This is a genomic window from Pseudomonas sp. NPDC089918 (assembly GCF_050280605.1).
Classification (GTDB): domain Bacteria; phylum Pseudomonadota; class Gammaproteobacteria; order Pseudomonadales; family Pseudomonadaceae; genus Aquipseudomonas.
Genome location: NZ_JBNNVP010000002.1, coordinates 11,851 through 29,281, shown reverse-complemented (window position 1 = coordinate 29,281; position 17,431 = coordinate 11,851). Strand labels below are relative to the sequence as shown.

Annotated in this window: 14 protein-coding genes; 2 read left to right on the top strand and 12 right to left on the bottom strand. The window is 59.5% G+C overall.

What is annotated here, in order from left to right; genetic code table 11:
- Nucleotides 1–74 precede the first annotated feature (74 nt).
- The 12 genes from ACQKPC_RS01670 to arcD (ACQKPC_RS01615) all read right to left on the bottom strand — a co-directional run bounded on the left by ACQKPC_RS01670 (nucleotide 75) and on the right by arcD (ACQKPC_RS01615) (nucleotide 14,624).
- A complete protein-coding gene (locus ACQKPC_RS01670; RefSeq protein WP_008072918.1) occupies nucleotides 75–563 on the bottom strand; it encodes an RDD family protein in 489 nt (162 codons plus the stop codon).
- Nucleotides 564–658: 95 nt separating this feature from the next.
- Nucleotides 659–871: a cold-shock protein gene (locus tag ACQKPC_RS01665; RefSeq protein ID WP_003175786.1), complete on the bottom strand. Its 213-nt coding sequence runs from the start codon at nucleotides 869–871 to the stop codon at nucleotides 659–661.
- A gap of 381 nt (nucleotides 872–1,252) precedes the next feature.
- Nucleotides 1,253–2,377, bottom strand: a complete 1,125-nt coding sequence (gene gcvT, locus ACQKPC_RS01660) for a glycine cleavage system aminomethyltransferase GcvT (protein WP_427622894.1) — start codon at nucleotides 2,375–2,377, stop codon at nucleotides 1,253–1,255.
- A 33-nt stretch (nucleotides 2,378–2,410) separates the two neighbouring features.
- Nucleotides 2,411–3,787, bottom strand: a complete 1,377-nt coding sequence (locus tag ACQKPC_RS01655) for an L-serine ammonia-lyase (RefSeq protein WP_008072921.1) — start codon at nucleotides 3,785–3,787, stop codon at nucleotides 2,411–2,413.
- 202 nt (nucleotides 3,788–3,989) lie between these two features.
- On the bottom strand, nucleotides 3,990–6,842 hold the full coding sequence (gene gcvP, locus ACQKPC_RS01650) for an aminomethyl-transferring glycine dehydrogenase (RefSeq protein WP_427622893.1): 2,853 nt from the start codon (nucleotides 6,840–6,842) through the stop codon (nucleotides 3,990–3,992).
- Between the two features lie 11 nt (nucleotides 6,843–6,853).
- Nucleotides 6,854–7,237, bottom strand: coding sequence for a glycine cleavage system protein GcvH (gene gcvH, locus ACQKPC_RS01645; protein WP_007903329.1), 384 nt, complete (start codon nucleotides 7,235–7,237; stop codon nucleotides 6,854–6,856).
- Nucleotides 7,238–7,693: 456 nt separating this feature from the next.
- Nucleotides 7,694–9,202: a sigma-54-dependent transcriptional regulator gene (locus tag ACQKPC_RS01640; RefSeq protein WP_123495484.1), complete on the bottom strand. Its 1,509-nt coding sequence runs from the start codon at nucleotides 9,200–9,202 to the stop codon at nucleotides 7,694–7,696.
- A gap of 199 nt (nucleotides 9,203–9,401) precedes the next feature.
- Nucleotides 9,402–9,764, bottom strand: coding sequence for a DUF5064 family protein (locus tag ACQKPC_RS01635; RefSeq protein ID WP_427622892.1), 363 nt, complete (start codon nucleotides 9,762–9,764; stop codon nucleotides 9,402–9,404).
- Nucleotides 9,765–9,776: 12 nt separating this feature from the next.
- Entirely contained in the window at nucleotides 9,777–10,706 is a 930-nt protein-coding gene (gene arcC / locus ACQKPC_RS01630) for a carbamate kinase (RefSeq protein WP_427622891.1), read from the bottom strand.
- Between the two features lie 118 nt (nucleotides 10,707–10,824).
- On the bottom strand, nucleotides 10,825–11,835 hold the full coding sequence (locus tag ACQKPC_RS01625; RefSeq protein WP_007903335.1) for an ornithine carbamoyltransferase: 1,011 nt from the start codon (nucleotides 11,833–11,835) through the stop codon (nucleotides 10,825–10,827).
- A gap of 69 nt (nucleotides 11,836–11,904) precedes the next feature.
- The gene (gene arcA / locus ACQKPC_RS01620) at nucleotides 11,905–13,161 is read right to left on the bottom strand and encodes an arginine deiminase (RefSeq protein ID WP_427622890.1); all 1,257 of its coding nucleotides are present in this window, start codon (nucleotides 13,159–13,161) and stop codon (nucleotides 11,905–11,907) included.
- A gap of 35 nt (nucleotides 13,162–13,196) precedes the next feature.
- Nucleotides 13,197–14,624 (bottom strand): arginine-ornithine antiporter, encoded by a 1,428-nt coding sequence (gene arcD, locus ACQKPC_RS01615; protein WP_427622889.1) that lies wholly within the window; start codon nucleotides 14,622–14,624, stop codon nucleotides 13,197–13,199.
- 447 nt (nucleotides 14,625–15,071) lie between these two features.
- Here arcD (ACQKPC_RS01615) and arcD (ACQKPC_RS01610) point away from each other — a divergent pair, with 447 nt between their 5' ends.
- Nucleotides 15,072–16,499, top strand: a complete 1,428-nt coding sequence (gene arcD / locus ACQKPC_RS01610) for an arginine-ornithine antiporter (RefSeq protein ID WP_427622888.1) — start codon at nucleotides 15,072–15,074, stop codon at nucleotides 16,497–16,499.
- Nucleotides 16,496–17,359: a DNA-3-methyladenine glycosylase family protein gene (locus tag ACQKPC_RS01605; RefSeq protein WP_427622887.1), complete on the top strand. Its 864-nt coding sequence runs from the start codon at nucleotides 16,496–16,498 to the stop codon at nucleotides 17,357–17,359. Before arcD (ACQKPC_RS01610) ends, ACQKPC_RS01605 begins: the two co-directional genes overlap by 4 nt.
- Nucleotides 17,360–17,431: the final 72 nt, after the last annotated feature.

Sequence of the window (17,431 nt, the reverse complement as noted above, 5' to 3'; positions counted from 1 at the left end):
GCAGCCGCATTTGGGGGCGCTTCGCACCCCAGCGGGAGCAAGCTCCCTCGCCACCGTGATTTGCATTGCCAGTGCTATTTGGTCTTCTTCGGAATCCGCACAAGCTGGGTATTGGAGTAGATGTCATGCCAGCTGCGTTTCTGCTTGTCGAACAGCGACCAGAAGAACCCAAGCCCAAGGCATAGCCAGGATGCGATCGATACCACAAAGCGCAGCAGTGCCTGCCACAGGCTGATGGATGAGCCGTCGGCGTTTTGCACGCGGATGCCCCACACCTGCATGCCCAGTGTCTGCCCCGACCAGATCCAGAACTTGGCGAAGAAACCGAACAGCACGAACAACAGCACCGTTGATAGCAGCGGATCACCGTCCAGCGCGCCAGCGTCGGTCAAGGCGCGCATTTGGCCTTCGCCGATGATCGCCATCTGGATCATCTTGTAAATGCCGCTGGTGACGATCAGCAGCGCGGTGCATAACAGGAAGTCGTAGAACATCGCTGCCAGGCGACGACCCAGGCCGACGGCGGGGAAGTCGCCCTGTGGATATAGCAGGTGTTTCGACATGGCAGCCTCTGAACGGAAAAAGAAGCCATTTTACGGATTTACGCGCACAAAAAAGCCCCTGATATCAGTATCAGGGGCTTTTTCGCTACAGAAGATCAGGCTTCTGCTTGTACTTCGTCAGCCTGCATGCCTTTCTGGCCTTGCACAGCAACGAAAGTCACTTTCTGGCCTTCTTTCAGGCTCTTGAAGCCGTTGCCCTGAATAGCGCGGAAATGTACGAACAGATCCGGACCGCTTTCTGGAGTGATAAAACCAAAACCTTTCTCGTCGTTAAACCACTTGACGGTACCGCTCTGACGTTGGGACATTTCTTATTTCCTTTGACGCAAAAAAATGAATGACAGTCTCCTTCTGGTGAAAGAGTACTGGGGCTGGTTGCAGGAGAGTAAGAAGACGTCGAACGGGATGTAGCTAACTTGTAGGCTACTGCCCAGGTCACGATTCCAAGCGACCCATGCAAACACAGTGAACAAACTCTACGCCAACTACGGGAGAAAAAACAAGCCCTGCGAAGGCCCGTATTTCCTCGGGTTGGTGGCACTAGCGCAGGCTTATTCGATGGAGTTGTTCAGTTGTTTTCGATCGTTATAAGTAACGTTCATAAACGAAACGTTCGCACTGTTTTATGGCGGCTGCGTTACAGATTAGTGCACTGTTAACGCAGCCGCGTTACTTATAGAAACGGTCGATCAACCACGATAGTAGCGTTGTGGAACAAATGGCATTTTGCTTACAAGCAAAGGCACCTTTTTCCCACGAACAATTGCCCAAACCGGCGTATCCAAAGCGATATAAGCGCTGTCGAGGTAACCCATGGCCAAAGGACCGCCGAGGGTCGGACCGAAGCCACCGCTGCACACGCTGCCGATGATTTCGCCGGCTTCGTTGACGATCTCTGCACCTTCGCGCACTGGCGTACGTTCCTGTGGCAGCAGGCCAACGCGTTTGCGGCTGACACCGGTTTGCTGTTGGGCGAACACGGGTTCAGCGCCGGGGAAGCCACCGGCCCGCGCGCCATCGGCACGACGAGGCTTGGAGATGGCCCACAGCAGGCTGGCTTCGATTGGGGTGGTTTCGGTGTTCATGTCGTGACCGTAGAGGCACAGACCGGCTTCCAGGCGCAGGGAGTCGCGAGCGCCGAGGCCGATGGCCGCCACTTCCGGTTCGGCCAGCAGGGCGCGAGCCAGGGCTTCGGCATTGGCGGCTGGTACGGAGATTTCGAAACCGTCTTCACCGGTGTAGCCCGAGCGGCTGACAAAGCAGTCCACGCCCAACAGCTTCACGCGGGCGAACTGCATGAAGGTCATCTTCGCAACTTCAGGTGCCAGGCGTGCGAGCACGGTGACGGCGGCCGGGCCTTGCAACGCCAGCAACGCGCGCTCTTCGAACAGTGGTTCGATCGTGCACTGGTCGCCGATGTGCTTGCGCAGGTGCGCCAGATCCTGATCCTTGCAGGCCGCGTTGACCACCAGGAACAGTTCGTCATTACCGAGGTTGGCGACCATCAGGTCGTCGAGGATGCCGCCGGTCTCGTTGGTGAACATCGCGTAGCGCTGCATGCCCACCGGCAAATCGATGATGTCCACCGGCACCAGGGTTTCCAGGGCCTTGGCAGCGTTGGCGCCGGTCAGGCGGATCTGGCCCATGTGCGAAACATCGAACAACCCGGCCTGATCACGGGTGTGCTGGTGTTCTTTCATCACGCCCAATGGGTATTGCACCGGCATATCGTAGCCGGCAAACGGCACCATGCGGGCGCCGAGTTCGAGGTGCAGTGCGTGCAACGGGGTTTTCAACAGTTGTTCGGTGGACATATCCAGCTCCTGAAAATAGTGCAGATGCGCGCATCAGCACTCGATAATGTTGACCGCCAAACCGCCACGGGCGGTTTCCTTGTATTTGCTTTTCATATCGGCGCCGGTCTGGCGCATGGTGCGGATGACTTTGTCGAGGGAGACGAAGTGCTGACCGTCGCCGCGCAAGGCCATGCGCACCGCATTGATGGCCTTGACCGAGCCCATGGCATTGCGCTCGATGCAAGGTACTTGCACCAATCCGCCAATCGGGTCGCAGGTCAGGCCGAGGTTGTGTTCCATGCCGATTTCGGCGGCGTTTTCCACCTGCTGCACCGTGCCGCCCAGCACTTCACACAAGGCGCCGGCGGCCATGGAACAGGCGACGCCAACCTCGCCCTGACAGCCGACTTCGGCGCCGGAGATAGAGGCGTTTTCCTTGTACAGAATGCCGATCGCGGCGGCCGTCAGCAGAAAGCGCACCACGCCGTCTTCGTTGGCGCCAGGGATGAAACGCATGTAGTAATGCAACACCGCCGGGATGATTCCGGCTGCACCATTGGTGGGCGCGGTGACCACGCGTCCGCCGTTGGCGTTTTCTTCGTTGACCGCCAAGGCGTATAGATTGACCCAGTCCAGCACCGACAGCGGATCGCGCAGTGACGATTCCGGGTTGTTGCACAGTTGCCGATGCAGCGCTGCAGCCCGGCGTTTGACCTTCAGCCCACCGGGCAAAATGCCTTCGTTGCGACAACCCGCGGCGACGCAGTCTTGCATCACTTGCCATATCTTCAGCAAACCGGCACGGGTTTCCGCTTCCGGACGCCAGGCACTTTCATTGGTCAGCATCACTTGGCTGATGGACAAACCGTAGGTGGTGCAATGACCGAGCAGGTCCTTGGCGCTTTTGAACGGGAAGGTCAGCGGCGTGGCGTCTTCGACAATGCGGTCGGCACCGGCAGCGTCTTCATCGACCACGAACCCGCCACCAACCGAGTAGTACTCGCGGCTGCGGATTTGCAGGCCAGCGGCATCGAATGCGCGAAAGATCATGCCGTTGGGGTGATAGGCCAACGGTTTGCGGATCATCGCCAGGTGTTCTTTCTCGTTGAACGCAATGCTGTGTTCGCCGAGCAGGTTCAAGCGACCATTGCCGCGAATCTCTTGCAGGCGAGCGGCGACGGTTTCGGTGTCTACGGTATCCGGGTGTTCGCCTTCCAGGCCCAGCAACACAGCCTTGTCGCTGCCGTGGCCTTTGCCGGTGGCGCCGAGCGAGCCGTAGAGCTCGACTTTGACGCAGGTGGTTGCGGCCAGCAGCCCTTCACGGCGCAGACCTTCGGCGAAACGCGCAGCGGCACGCATCGGGCCGACGGTGTGGGAACTGGAGGGGCCGATGCCAATCTTGAACAGGTCGAACACGCTTAACGACATGGTTGTTCTCCGGTTTTCTTGTTATGGGAATTGGCGAAATGTCAGGCCAGGCACGATCCTGTGGGAGCTGGCTTGCCAGCGATTGCAGGGTGTCAGGCAACGGAAATGTCGACTGATGCACCGCTATCGCTGGCAGGCCAGCTCCCACAGGTTTTTGTGGTGTTCTTGAAATCGGGGGCGAGTGAACCCGCCCCCCATTGGTTTAAGCGTAGCTTTCGATCGACGGGCAGGCGCAGACCAGGTTGCGATCGCCGAAGACGTTGTCGACGCGACCGACCGGTGGCCAGTACTTGCCTTCGATCAGCGACGCAACCGGGTACACCGCTTGCTCGCGGCTGTACGGGTGAGTCCACTCGCCGACGATTTCTGCGGCGGTGTGTGGCGCGTTTTTCAGTGGGTTGTCGTCCTTGTCCAGCGTGCCGTTTTCCACCGCGCGGATTTCTTCGCGGATGCGGATCATGGCGTCGCAGAAGCGGTCCAGTTCTTCCTTGGATTCGCTTTCGGTCGGCTCGATCATCAACGTGCCGGCCACCGGGAACGACATGGTCGGGGCGTGGAAGCCGAAGTCGATCAGGCGCTTGGCGACGTCATCGACACTGATGCCGCTGCTGTCTTTCAACGGACGCAGGTCGAGGATGCATTCGTGCGCCACCAGACCATTGCTGCCGGTGTACAACACTGGGTAATGCTCTTCGAGGCGACGGGAAATGTAGTTGGCATTCAGGATTGCCAGTTGCGAAGCACGCTTGAGACCCGCACCACCCATCATTCGAATGTACATCCAAGTGATCGGCAGAATGCTCGCGCTGCCGAACGGTGCCGCGCAGACCGCGCCTTCCTTGCGTTCCATCTGGGCGTGGCCCGGCAGGAACGGCGTCAGGTGCGACTTGACGCCAATCGGGCCGACGCCCGGGCCGCCACCGCCGTGTGGGATGCAGAAGGTTTTGTGCAGGTTCAGGTGGGACACGTCGCCGCCGAACTTGCCCGGTGCGCAGAGGCCGACCATGGCGTTCATGTTGGCGCCGTCGATGTACACCTGGCCGCCGTTGTCGTGAATGATGCCGCAGATTTCGCGGATGCCTTCTTCGAACACGCCATGGGTCGACGGGTAGGTGATCATCAGTGCGGCGAGATGTTCGCGGTGCTCGATGGCCTTGGCGCGCAGGTCTTCGATGTCGACGTTGCCACGGGCATCGCAGGCGGTCACGACCACGCGCATGCCGGCCATGTTGGCGGTGGCCGGGTTGGTGCCGTGGGCGGACGACGGGATCAGGCAGATGTCGCGACGGTCTTCGCCACGGCTCTGGTGGTACGCACGAATCGCCAAGAGACCTGCGTATTCACCCTGGGAACCGGCGTTCGGTTGCAGGGAGATCGAGTCGTAACCGGTGGCGGCGCAGAGCATCGCTTCCAGTTCATCGGTCAACTGCTGGTAGCCGGCGCTTTGCTCGGCCGGGGCGAACGGGTGCAGGGCACCGAATTCAGCCCAGGTCACCGGGATCATTTCGCTGGCGGCGTTGAGTTTCATGGTGCAGGAACCCAGCGGGATCATGGTGCGATCCAGGGCCAGGTCCTTGTCGGCGAGCTTGCGCAGGTAGCGCATCAGCTCGGTTTCCGAGTGGTAACGGTTGAACACCGGATGGCTGAGGATCGGCGACTGGCGAACCAGCGCGGCCGGGAGGGTGCTGACCACCGAGGCGGCGAGGGCGGCGAAATCTGGCAGCGCCTTGCCGTTGGCCAGCACGCTCCACAGGGTTTCAACGTCAGCTTGCGACGTGGTTTCGTCCAGCGACAGGCCCAGACGTTCAGCATCTACGACGCGCAGGTTGATCTGCTGAGCACGCGCCTGGTCGTGCAGCTTGGCGGTGTTAACGCCGGTTTTAATTGTCAGCGTATCGAAGAAGTTGGCTTGCTCGACGGTCAGACCCAATGCGCTCAAGCCTTTGGCGAGGATCGCGGTCAGGTGATGAATGCGCTGGGCGATCTGCGTCAGGCCTTTCGGGCCGTGGTACACGGCGTACATGCTGGCGATGTTGGCCAGCAGTACTTGAGCGGTGCAGATGTTGCTGGTGGCTTTCTCGCGGCGGATATGTTGCTCGCGGGTCTGCATGGCCAGGCGCAGGGCCGGCTTGCCGAAACGGTCCACGGAAACGCCGACCAGACGGCCTGGCATGTCGCGCTTGAACGCATCGCGGGTGGAGAAGTAGGCCGCGTGCGGACCACCGAAACCCAACGGCACGCCAAAGCGTTGCGCGCTGCCGATGGCCACGTCGGCGCCGAATTCGCCTGGCGGGGTCAGTACGGTCAGGGCCAGCAGGTCAGCCGCGACGGCGACCAGCGCGTTGGCGGCGTGGAAACGCTCGGTCAGTTCGCGGTAGTCGAACACATCACCGTTGCTGGCCGGGTATTGCAGCAAAGCGCCGAAGAATGCGCTGACGTCGCTCAGTTCGCGCTCGTCGCCGACCACCACGTCGATGCCCAACGGCTCGGCACGGGTGCGCAGCACGTCGAGGGTCTGCGGGTGACAATGAACCGAGGCGAAGAACGCGTGGCTGCCTTTGTTCTTGCTCAGGCGTTTGCAGAAGGTCATGGCTTCGGCAGCGGCGGTGGCTTCGTCGAGCAGGGAGGCGTTGGCGATCGGCAGGCCGGTCAGGTCGCTGATCAGGGTCTGGAAGTTCAGCAGCGCTTCGAGACGACCTTGGGAAATTTCTGGTTGGTACGGGGTGTAAGCGGTGTACCAGGCCGGGTTTTCCAGCAGGTTGCGCAGGATTGGCGACGGCGTGTGAGTGCCGTAGTAGCCCTGACCGATGTAGGTCTTGAACAGTTGGTTTTTGCCGGCGATGGATTTGATCAGCGCCAGGGCATCCGCTTCACTCAGGCCGTCTTCCAGGCCGAGGACGCTGGTGCCTTTGATGCTATCGGGAATGACGCTGGCGCTCAGGGCTTCCAGGGAATCAAAGCCGAGGCTGTTGAGCATGGCTTGCTCATCGCCGGCACGCGGGCCGATGTGGCGCGCGATGAATTCGTTGGCAGTGCCGAGATTAATTTGAGTCATGTCAGCGCTCCTCAGGCTTCAGCGTTGGCTTTGATCAGACGGTCGTAAGCGTCTTGATCCAGCAATTGGCCGACAGCTGAGGCGTCGGTTGGCTTGAAGCGGAAGAACCAGCCTTCGCCCAGCGGATCTTCGTTGACCAGTTCCGGGCTGCTGTCGAGCGCCGGGTTCACTTCCAGTACTTCGCCGTCGAGTGGCATGTACACGCCGCTGGCGGCTTTTACCGATTCCACGGTGGCGGCTTCAGCGCCTTTGTCGTAGGACTGCAGCTCAGGCAGTTGTACGAAAACCACGTCGCCCAGGGCGTTCTGCGCGAAAGCGGTGATGCCGACTGTGACGGTGCCGTCAGCTTCGGTGCGCAGCCATTCGTGATCTTCAGTAAAACGCAACTCGCTCATGGAAACTCCTAAGGGGGGCCAGACTCGTCTGGTGGACGCGATTGAATGCTCGGCAATGCCGTACTTTATGGATGGTTACTAAGCAAAAACGCGGCCAATGTTATTTATTCTTTATAAATCAATAAGTTATTTGTTTTTGCGGAAGAGGGAGAAGGGCTTGCTGTAGCGAAATCGCTACAACACAGGCTGAAGAAAAAAGCTGAGGTGGATCAAAGCCTTGCACAGCGGCGATCGGGAGAGGGTGTAGCGATATCATTCCACTGTAGCGCTTTCAGTACAGATGGAGGTCGTTTTTGAAGACGATTTTGAAAAGCAGCGCAGAACCTGTGGGAGCGGGCTTGCCCGCGATTGGGCCATTACATTTAACCTCTATGCCGAATGTTAGATAGCCATCGCGGGCAAGCCCGCTCCGACAGGGTTTTGTGGTGTTGAGGGGATTGTGTTCAGCCACAAGCCTTACGGTTTGTTGGGTATGCCGTACTTACGCAACCGATGGGCGATCGCGGTATGGGAGGTTTGCAGGCGGCTGGCCAGTTGGCGGGTCGAGGGGTAGCTGACGTAGAGTTTTTCCAGCAGGGTTTTCTCGAACTCTTCCATGGCCTGTTCGAGGCTGTCGACCTCGCTGTCGCTCTGGCGCGCCACGGAGGTGCCAGCGATGTCGAGGTCGCCGATGTCCACCAGGCTGCTTTCGCAAATCGCCGCGGCGCGGAAGATTACGTTCTGCAATTGCCGCACGTTCCCCGGCCAGCGATTGTCTAGCAGCGCCGGATAAGTGCCCGGCGCCAGCCGACAGACCGGGCGCTGGATCTGCGCGCAGGCCTGCTGCATGAAGTAGCGCGCCAGCAGCAGAATGTCCTGGCCCCGTTCGCGCAACGGCGGGACTTCGACATTCAGCACGTTGAGGCGATAAAACAGGTCTTCGCGGAAGGTACCTTCACTGACCATTTTTTCCAGATCGCGGTGAGTCGCGCTGAGGATCCGCACATTGACCTTCACTTCGCGATCGCCACCAACCCGTCGGAAGCTGCCGTCGTTGAGAAAGCGCAGCAGTTTCGCCTGCAAATACGGCGACATTTCACCGATCTCGTCGAGAAATACCGTGCCCTGGTTGGCCAGTTCCATCAGCCCCGGTTTGCCGCCCCGTTGCGCGCCGGTGAAGGCGCCGGGGGCATAGCCAAACAGTTCGCTTTCGGCGAGGTTTTCTGGCAATGCCGCGCAGTTCAAGGCCAGGAACGGCGAACCGTGGCGGGCGCTGATGGCGTGGCAGGCGCGGGCCACCAGTTCTTTACCGGTGCCGGTCTCGCCCTGGATCAGCAACGGTGCATCGAGGGCCGCAACCCGTTGGGCGCGAGCCTTGAGTGTACGAATCGCCGGGGATTCGCCGAGCAGGGCATCGAAGCCTTCGGCATGGTCGTGGTGCAGCGCCGAGAGGCGTTCACCGATGCGGTTCGGTTGGTACAGGGTCAGCAGCGCGCCGGCGTCGGTGATCGGCGTAGCGTCCAGCAGCAGGGTCTGACCGTTGACGGTGATCTCGCGCAGCGGCAGGCGGAAGCCGTTTTCCAGCAACGTGTCGAGCAGCGCCGGGTCGGCAAACAGCTCGCTGATGCTTTCACCCGCCGGTTCGCGGCCGTACAGGGCTATCAGCGCCGGGTTGGCCAACAGCACCTTGCCAGCGCTGTCCAGGGCCAACACCGGGTCGGTCATGGCGGCGAGCAACGCATCGAGCTGCAAGTGACGGCGCTGGCCGGGAAGAATGTCGACCACCGTCACCGCTTGCACGCCGCGCACGCTGAACAGCGCGTCGCGCAGCTCTTCGAGCACTGCCGGGCTCAAGGTCGGGGCGTCGATGTAGACGTTGGGCGGGACCATTTCTACCGCATCCAGATTGAGATTGCGCCCACCGAGCAGGGCCAGGACTTCCTGGGTGATGCCGACGCGGTCGATGAAGCTGACGTGGATACGCATGGGGCGGTTGGGTTCTGGAATGCGGAGGGTGGCAAGTATGCCTTGGGGCGGGCCAATGATGAAATCCTGTGCAGGACTTCAGGGCTGCACCGAACCAATGTGGGAGCGGGCTTGCTCGCGAAAGCGGAGTATAAGTCGACATTAGTATTGCCTGTCACACCGCTTTCGCGAGCAAGCCCGCTCCCACAAGGTCAGTGGGTTATTCGAAGTTCTCGAGGTTTACCGGGTCGCCGGATTTCATATCCAGCTGCTTCCGGATGTCTTCAAACATTAAATCGTAATGCTTGTGAACCGAGCCGATCTGGCTGTGTGTTTTGGGGATTCCGTACTTCTCGGCGATTTTCGTCACGTTGTTGGCGAAGTTGTAAGCCTCCTCCTTGGGCAGAAAGAAGGTCTCCGTCATGTCTTTTCCCTGCATGCTGCCGTGCATGGTGAACAGTATCCCTTTGCCTTTCTTGGGATCCTGCGTGACCTCATAGTCGAGGTGCACGTTGTAGTTGACATCATCCGGGGTCAGCGCGTGGCGCTCGATGTGCAGATGACCGGGCTCAAACGTTGCCATTGACGTCTCTCCTTACAAGTAAGTAATGCCAGGTGTCGCCGTACTGATACGCGTGCCGGCCTTGCCCTGGACGATCGCTTCGATGTCCGAGAGTGAACCGATCACCGCGGTTTTTCCAGTATGGCGGGCGAACTCGCAGGCCGCCTGGACCTTTGGTCCCATGGAGCCGGCGGCGAAGCCCAGTTTTTCCATCTCATCCGGGTGAGCCTGAGAGATGGCTTTCTGGGTCGGTTTGCCGAAGTCGATGAACGCCGCGCTGACGTCGGTGGCGATCACCAACAGATCGCTTTCAAGCTGTTCGGCCAGCAGCGCCGAGCACAGGTCCTTGTCGATCACCGCTTCCACGCCCTGCAGTTTGCCGCTGGCGCCGTACATCGTCGGGATGCCACCACCGCCCGCGCAGATCACGATGCTGCCTTTTTCCAGCAGCCACTTGATCGGGCGGATTTCGAAGATGCGTTTCGGTCTCGGGCTGGCCACCACGCGGCGGAACTTGTCGCCGTCCGGCGCAATCGCCCAGCCTTTCTCGGCAGCGAGTTTTTCTGCTTCGGCCTTGGTATAGACCGGGCCGATAGGTTTGCTGGGGGCCTGGAACGCCGGGTCGTTGGCGTCGACTTCGACCTGGGTCAGCAGGGTGGCAAACGGGACTTCGAAGTCCAGCAGGTTGCCCAGTTCCTGTTCGATGATGTAGCCGATCATGCCTTCGGTTTCGGCACCCAGCACGTCCAGCGGGTAAGCGGACACCTGGGTGTAGGCCGCCGCTTGCAGCGACAGCAGGCCCACCTGCGGACCATTGCCGTGGGCGATCACTAGTTGGTTGCCGGGATGGACCTTGGCGATCTGTTCGGTAGCGATCCGGATGTTGGTGCGCTGGTTGTCCGCGGTCATGGGTTCACCCCGGCGGAGCAGGGCGTTACCGCCCAGAGCAACGACGATACGCATAATGCAGTCCTTTCAGAGAGGGAGCGAACAACACGATGATCGTTCCCTCGCTGATCGTTCCCACGGTCCCCGTGGGAACGATCAGCGGAGAGCGTAGGAACGATCACCGCGTCAGTCTTTAAATATCCGCCAGCGCCGACACCAGAATCGCCTTGATGGTGTGCATGCGGTTTTCCGCTTGCTCGAAGGCGATGTTGGCCGGCGATTCGAAGACGTCTTCAGTCACTTCGACGCCGTTGGCCAGGTGCGGATAGCGCGCGGCAATGTCTTTGCCGACCTTGGTTTCACTGTTGTGGAACGCCGGCAGGCAGTGCATGAATTTCACCCGCGGGTTGCCCGAGGCCTTCATCATCTCGGCGTTGACCTGGTAGGGCAGCAGTTGCTCGATGCGCTCGTCCCACGCCTCCACCGGCTCGCCCATCGATACCCAGATGTCGGTGTGGATGAAGTCCACGTCCTTGACCGCTTCCTTCGGGTCTTCGGTGATGGTGATGCGCGCGCCGCTTTCCTCGGCGAAGGCTTTGCACTGATCGATGAAGTCCTGATGTGGCCACAGCGCTTTCGGCGCGGCGATGCGCACGTCCATGCCGAGTTTGGCGCCGATCATCAACAGCGAATTGCCCATGTTGTAGCGGGCATCGCCGAGGTAGGCGTAGCTGATGTCGTGCAGCGGCTTGTCGCTGTGTTCACGCATGGTCAGGGTGTCGGCGATCATTTGCGTCGGGTGGAATTCAGCGGTCAGGCCGTTGAACACCGGCACGCCGGCGAACTTCGCCAGTTCTTCGACAATTTCCTGTTCGAAGCCGCGGTACTCGATGGCGTCGAACATCCGCCCCAGCACGCGGGCGGTGTCTTTCATGCTTTCCTTGTGGCCGATCTGCGACGACACCGGGTCGATGTAGGTGACGTGGGCGCCCTGATCGTGGGCCGCGACTTCGAAGGCGCAACGGGTGCGGGTCGAGGTTTTTTCGAAGATCAGCGCGATGTTCTTGCCTTGCAGGTGTGGACGCTCGGTGCCGGTGTATTTGGCGCGCTTGAGGTCACGGGACAGGTCCAGCAGGTAATTGAGCTCGCGAGTGGTGTGGTGCATCAAACTCAGCAGGCTGCGGTTGCGCATGTTGAAAGCCATGATTGGATCTCCTTGGGTATCGGTTATCCCCCGGGCCGCGCTGGATAAGCGGCGGCCAGGGTTTGAGAGTTAATAGTCGATAGGGTCACGGATGATCGGGCAGGTCATGCAGTGGCCGCCGCCACGCCCGCGACCGAGTTCACCGGCGCTGATGGTGATGACCTCCACACCGGCCTTGCGCAGCAGGGTGTTGGTGTAGGTGTTGCGGTCGTAACCGATCACCACCCCGGGTTCCACGGCCACCACGTTGTTGCCGTCGTCCCATTGCTCGCGTTCGGCGGCGAAGCTGTTGCCACCGGTTTCCACCACGCGCAGCGCTTTGAGGTTGAGGGCCTTGGCCACGGTGTCGAGGAAGCTGGTGTCTTCGCGGCGAATGTCGACGCCGCCCGGTTTGCTTTCATCGGGGCGCACGCTGAAGGCGACGATCTGGCTCACCACTTCCGGGAAAATGGTCACAAGGTCGCGGTCGCAGAAGCTGAACACGGTGTCCAGGTGCATCGCGGCGCGGGACTTCGGCAGGCCGGCGACGATCACCCGCTCGACGGCTTTGTTCTTGAACAGGTTGACCGCCAATTGGCCGATGGCCTGGCGGGATGAACGCTCGCCCATGCCGATCAGCACCACGCCGTTGCCGATCGGCATCACGTCGCCGCCCTCAAGGGTGGCGCTGCCATGGTCCTGATCCGGGTCGCCGTACCAGATCTGGAAGTCGGCGTTGGTGAACTGCGGGTGGAATTTGTAGATGGCGGTGGTCAGCAACGTTTCCTGACGACGCGCCGGCCAGTACATCGGGTTGAGCGTCACGCCGCCGTAGATCCAGCAGGTGGTGTCACGGGTGAACTGGGTGTTGGGCAGCGGCGGCAGAATGAAGCTGGAGTGACCGAGAAACTCGCGGAACATCTGGATGGTCTTGCCACCAAAGCTATCCGGCAGGTCATCGGCCGAGACACCGCCAATCAGAAACTCGGCGATCTTGCGCGGCTCCAGGCTACGCAGCCAGGAACCGGTTTCGTTGACCAGCCCAAGGCCGACCGAGTTGGCGGTGATCTTGCGTTCCAGAATCCAGTCCAGCGCTTCTGGAATGGCGACGATGTCGGTCAGCAGGTTGTGCATTTCCAGCACTTCGACGTTGCGCTCGCGCATTTTGGTGACAAAGTCGAAATGGTCACGCTTGGCTTGGGCAACCCACAGCACATCATCGAAAAGCAGTTCGTCACAGTTGTTCGGGGTCAGCCGCTGATGGGCCAGGCCGGGGGAGCAAACCATGACTTTACGCAGTTTGCCGGCTTCGGAATGGACGCCGTACTTAACTTTTTCGGTGGTCATTACAGTGATCCTCCAGATGACAAATGGGTCAGGTGTTACAGGGTCAGGAAGCCGTCATACAGCCCGTAAGCCGCCACCAGGGCGCCCACGACGACCGCTGCGAAAATCAGCTTCTCGACGTTGGTGAAAACCGGTTTGTTGACTTCAAGCTTGGCCTTGGCGAACAGGATCGCGCCGGGTGCATAGAGCAGGGCGGAGAGCAGCAGGTATTTGACGCCGCCGGCATAGATCAGCCAGACCGCGTAGGTCAACGCGACGGCGCCGATGAACAGGTCTTTCCTGCGCTCGGCCACGGCGTTTTCATAACTCTCGCCGCGCACTGCCAACAGCAGCGCGTACGCCGCCGACCACAGGTACGGCACCAGAATCATTGAGGTGGCGAGGTAGATCAGCGACAGGTAAGTGCTGGCCGAGAACAGCGTGATGATCAGGAACAACTGGACCATGGCGTTGGTCAGCCACAGCGCGTTGACCGGCACATGGTTGGCGTTTTCCTTACGCAGGAAGGCCGGCATGGTGTGGTCCTTGGCGGCGGCGAACATGATCTCCGCACACAGCAACACCCACGACAGCAGCGCACCGAGCAACGAGATGATCAGGCCGACGCTGATCAGCACCGCGCCCCAATGACCGACCACATGCTCCAGCACCGCGGCCATGGACGGGTTCTGCAGTTTGGCCAATTCCGGTTGGGTCATGATCCCCAGCGACAGCACGTTCACCAGCACCAGGAACAGCAGCACGGTGATGAAACCGATAACGGTGGCTTTACCCACGTCGCTGCGTTTTTCCGCACGGGCCGAGAAGATGCTCGCGCCTTCGATGCCGATGAACACCCAGACGGTGACCAGCATCATCTTGCGCACCTGGTTCATCACGCTGCCCAGGTCCGGGTTTTTCAGACCCCAGATGTCGGCGGTGAAGATCTCCAGCTTGAAGGCGAAAATCGCGATCAGGACAAACAGCAGCAGCGGCACGATTTTGGCGACGGTGGTCACCAGGTTGATGAACGCTGCTTCCTTGATTCCGCGCAATACCAGGAAATGCACCCCCCAGAGCAGCAGCGACGCACCAATCACAGCCGCAACGGTATTGCCCTCGCCAAAAACGGGAAAGAAGTAGCCGAGGGTACTGAACAACAGAACGAAGTAACCAACGTTACCCAGCCAGGCACTGATCCAGTAACCCCAAGCGGACGAGAAACCCATGTAGTCGCCGAAACCGGCTTTGGCGTAGGCGTAGACACCGCCGTCCAGATCAGGTTTTCGATTAGCGAGGGTCTGGAAGACGAAGGCCAGGGTCAACATGCCCACAGCGGTAATTGCCCAACCGATAAGAACGGCCCCGACGTCTGCACTGGCGGCCATGTTCTGGGGCAAAGAGAAGATCCCGCCGCCAATCATTGAGCCGACAACCAATGCAACCAGGGCGCCGAGTTTCAGTTTTCCGGGGGATTCAGACATTGCATGACTCCAGTGCAGGAGAAGAGAGAAAACAGATTAATTTCGTTTGCTGTTCAATTATCTGACTTAGATCAATGCATGGTCACATTCCATTGTTAATTAAAGACTTATGGGTCTTTGGCAGGCATAAGGTCTAATGCCCGAAAAGCCCTTTCCAGAGGCTTCGTATAAAAGTTAAAGAAATAAAGCGTATCAGTTGAAGTGTAGACGCTAGTTTGTTTTTTTGTTTTGGCAAGTATTGGTCATTTGATTTTGCAGTGATATTGATTTATTAGGATCTACCGACAAAACCGCTATTTCTGGATGGCTGCGATAGCGTGATCAGTTATAAATAAAAACAAGATTGGCGTTAATGGATAAACGTTATTACGCTTTATCTATTTAGTTAAAAACCGACTATGTGACGGTCTTGAGACCATAGCGCGGCGGGGAAAGGGAGATGCACGAATGTCGCAACCGACACAAAAGCTTCGCCTGGGTGCGCTGATCGCTTTGGTGGTGGGATCGATGATTGGTGGTGGGATTTTTTCCTTACCGCAAAACATGGCGGCGCGTGCCGATGCCGGGGCGATATTGATTGGTTGGGCGATTACTGCTGTTGGCATGCTGACCCTGGCTTTCGTCTTTCAGACCCTGGCCAATCGCAAGCCGGAACTGGACTCCGGGGTGTACGCCTACGCCAAGGCAGGTTTCGGCGATTACATGGGTTTCTCGTCGGCCTGGGGATACTGGATCAGTGCCTGGCTGGGCAACGTCGGTTATTTCGTCTTGCTGTTCAGCACCCTCGGTTATTTCTTCCCGGCCTTTGGCCAAGGCAACACGCCCATCGCCATCGGCTGCGCGTCGGTGCTGCTGTGGGCGGTGCATTTTCTGGTGCTGCGCGGAATCAAGGAAGCGGCGTTCATCAATCAACTGACCACGGTGGCCAAGATCGTGCCGCTGATCATGTTCATCGTCATTGCCGCTGTGGCCTTCAAGGCAGACATCTTCACCCGAGACATCTGGGGGCGCAGCAACCCGAATTTCGGCGGCGTGATGGATCAGGTGCGCAACATGATGCTGGTCACCGTGTTCGTCTTCATCGGCATCGAAGGCGCCAGCGTGTATTCGGCGAGGGCGCAGAAACGTTCGGACGTAGGCCGGGCGACGGTCATCGGTTTTATCGGTGTGTTGGCGCTGCTGGTGCTGGTGAACCTGTTGTCGCTCGGCATCATGAGCCAACCGGAATTGGCCACCTTGCAGAACCCGTCGCTGGCGGCAGTGCTGGAGCATATCGTCGGCCCTTGGGGCGCGCTGTTGATCAGCATCGGCTTGGCTATTTCGCTATTGGGAGCGTTGCTGTCCTGGGCGCTGCTGTGCGCCGAAATCCTTTTCGCCACCGCTAAAGACAAGACGATGCCAGCCTTCCTGAAAAAAGAGAACGCCAACCATGTGCCGGTCAATGCACTGTGGCTGACCAACGTGATGATCCAGATTTTTCTGCTGATCACGCTGTTTTCCGCTGGTACTTACACCAGCCTGATCTACCTCGCCTCGTCGATGATTCTGGTGCCGTATCTGTGGTCGGCGGCGTATGCCGTGTTGTTGAGCGGACGAGGGGAAACCTATGAGCATGCTTCGGCCGAGCGCACGAAAGACTTGCTGATCGGTGGCATTGCCCTGTGTTATGCGGTTTGGTTGTTGTATGCCGGTGGCGTGAAATACCTGCTGCTCTCGGCGTTGTTGTATGCCCCGGGGGTGATTTTGTTTGCCCAGGCCAAGCGGGAGCAGGGCAAACCGCTGTTTACGTTGATGGAGAAAGGCATTTTCAGCTGTGTGGTTGCCGGGGCGGGGTTGGCGGCCTATGGGTTGTACAGCGGATTGTTGTCGTTGTGAGGTTGTTGCTGGCATATCAACCGCCTTATGACTGGTCGGCGATGCTGGATTTCTTGTCGGCGCGGGCGGTGGTCGGGATGGAAACCGTGGTCGATGGGGTGTACTCGCGCAGCATTGCATTGAACGGTGTTCACGGTGTGATTTCGGTCAGGCCAGGGGCGGGCGATGTGCTGGAAGTGACGCTGGATTTTCCTGATTCAGCGGCCGTACCGGAGATTGTCGCGCGGCTGCGGCGGATGTTTGATCTGGATGCGAATTTGCCGGCCATTCATCGACAACTGGCGGTCGATCCGTTTATGGCACGCTTGATTGCCGAGCGTCCGGGGTTGCGAGTGCCCGGGGCTTGGGATGGGCTGGAGTTGGCCATTCGTGCGGTGTTGGGGCAGCAGATCAGCGTGGTCGCGGCGATCAGGTTGGCGGGGAAACTGGTGGTGCAATATGGACAGCCATTGCAGTCGCCGAGGCCGGGGTTGAGTCATGTGTTTCCTGATGCTGCCACGTTGGCAGCGGCGGATCTGGCAATGTTGGGAATGCCGAAAAGTCGCGGTCGGACCTTGTCTGGCGTGGCTCAGGCGTTGCTGGATGATCCCCGGTTGTTTGAACCGGAACGGCCAGGTGGTGTGGCGCGGTTGCTGGCGTTGCACGGGATTGGTGACTGGACGGCGCAATACATTGCCTTGCGGCAGTTGCGGGAGATGGATGCATTTCCGAGTGGGGATGTGGGGTTGATCAACTCGCTGGTGGCGCTGGAAGGTGGGCCGGTGACGGCTCGGGAGTTGTGGGTGAGGGCCGAGGCTTGGCGGCCCTTTCGAGGGTATGCGGCGCAGGTGCTTTGGACATCGCTGAGCCGACGGGATTGAGCTGAGCTGAGATGCGTAGTGATTTCCCGAGCCTCTTCGCGGGCAAGCCCGCTCCCACAGTGACCGGGTTTC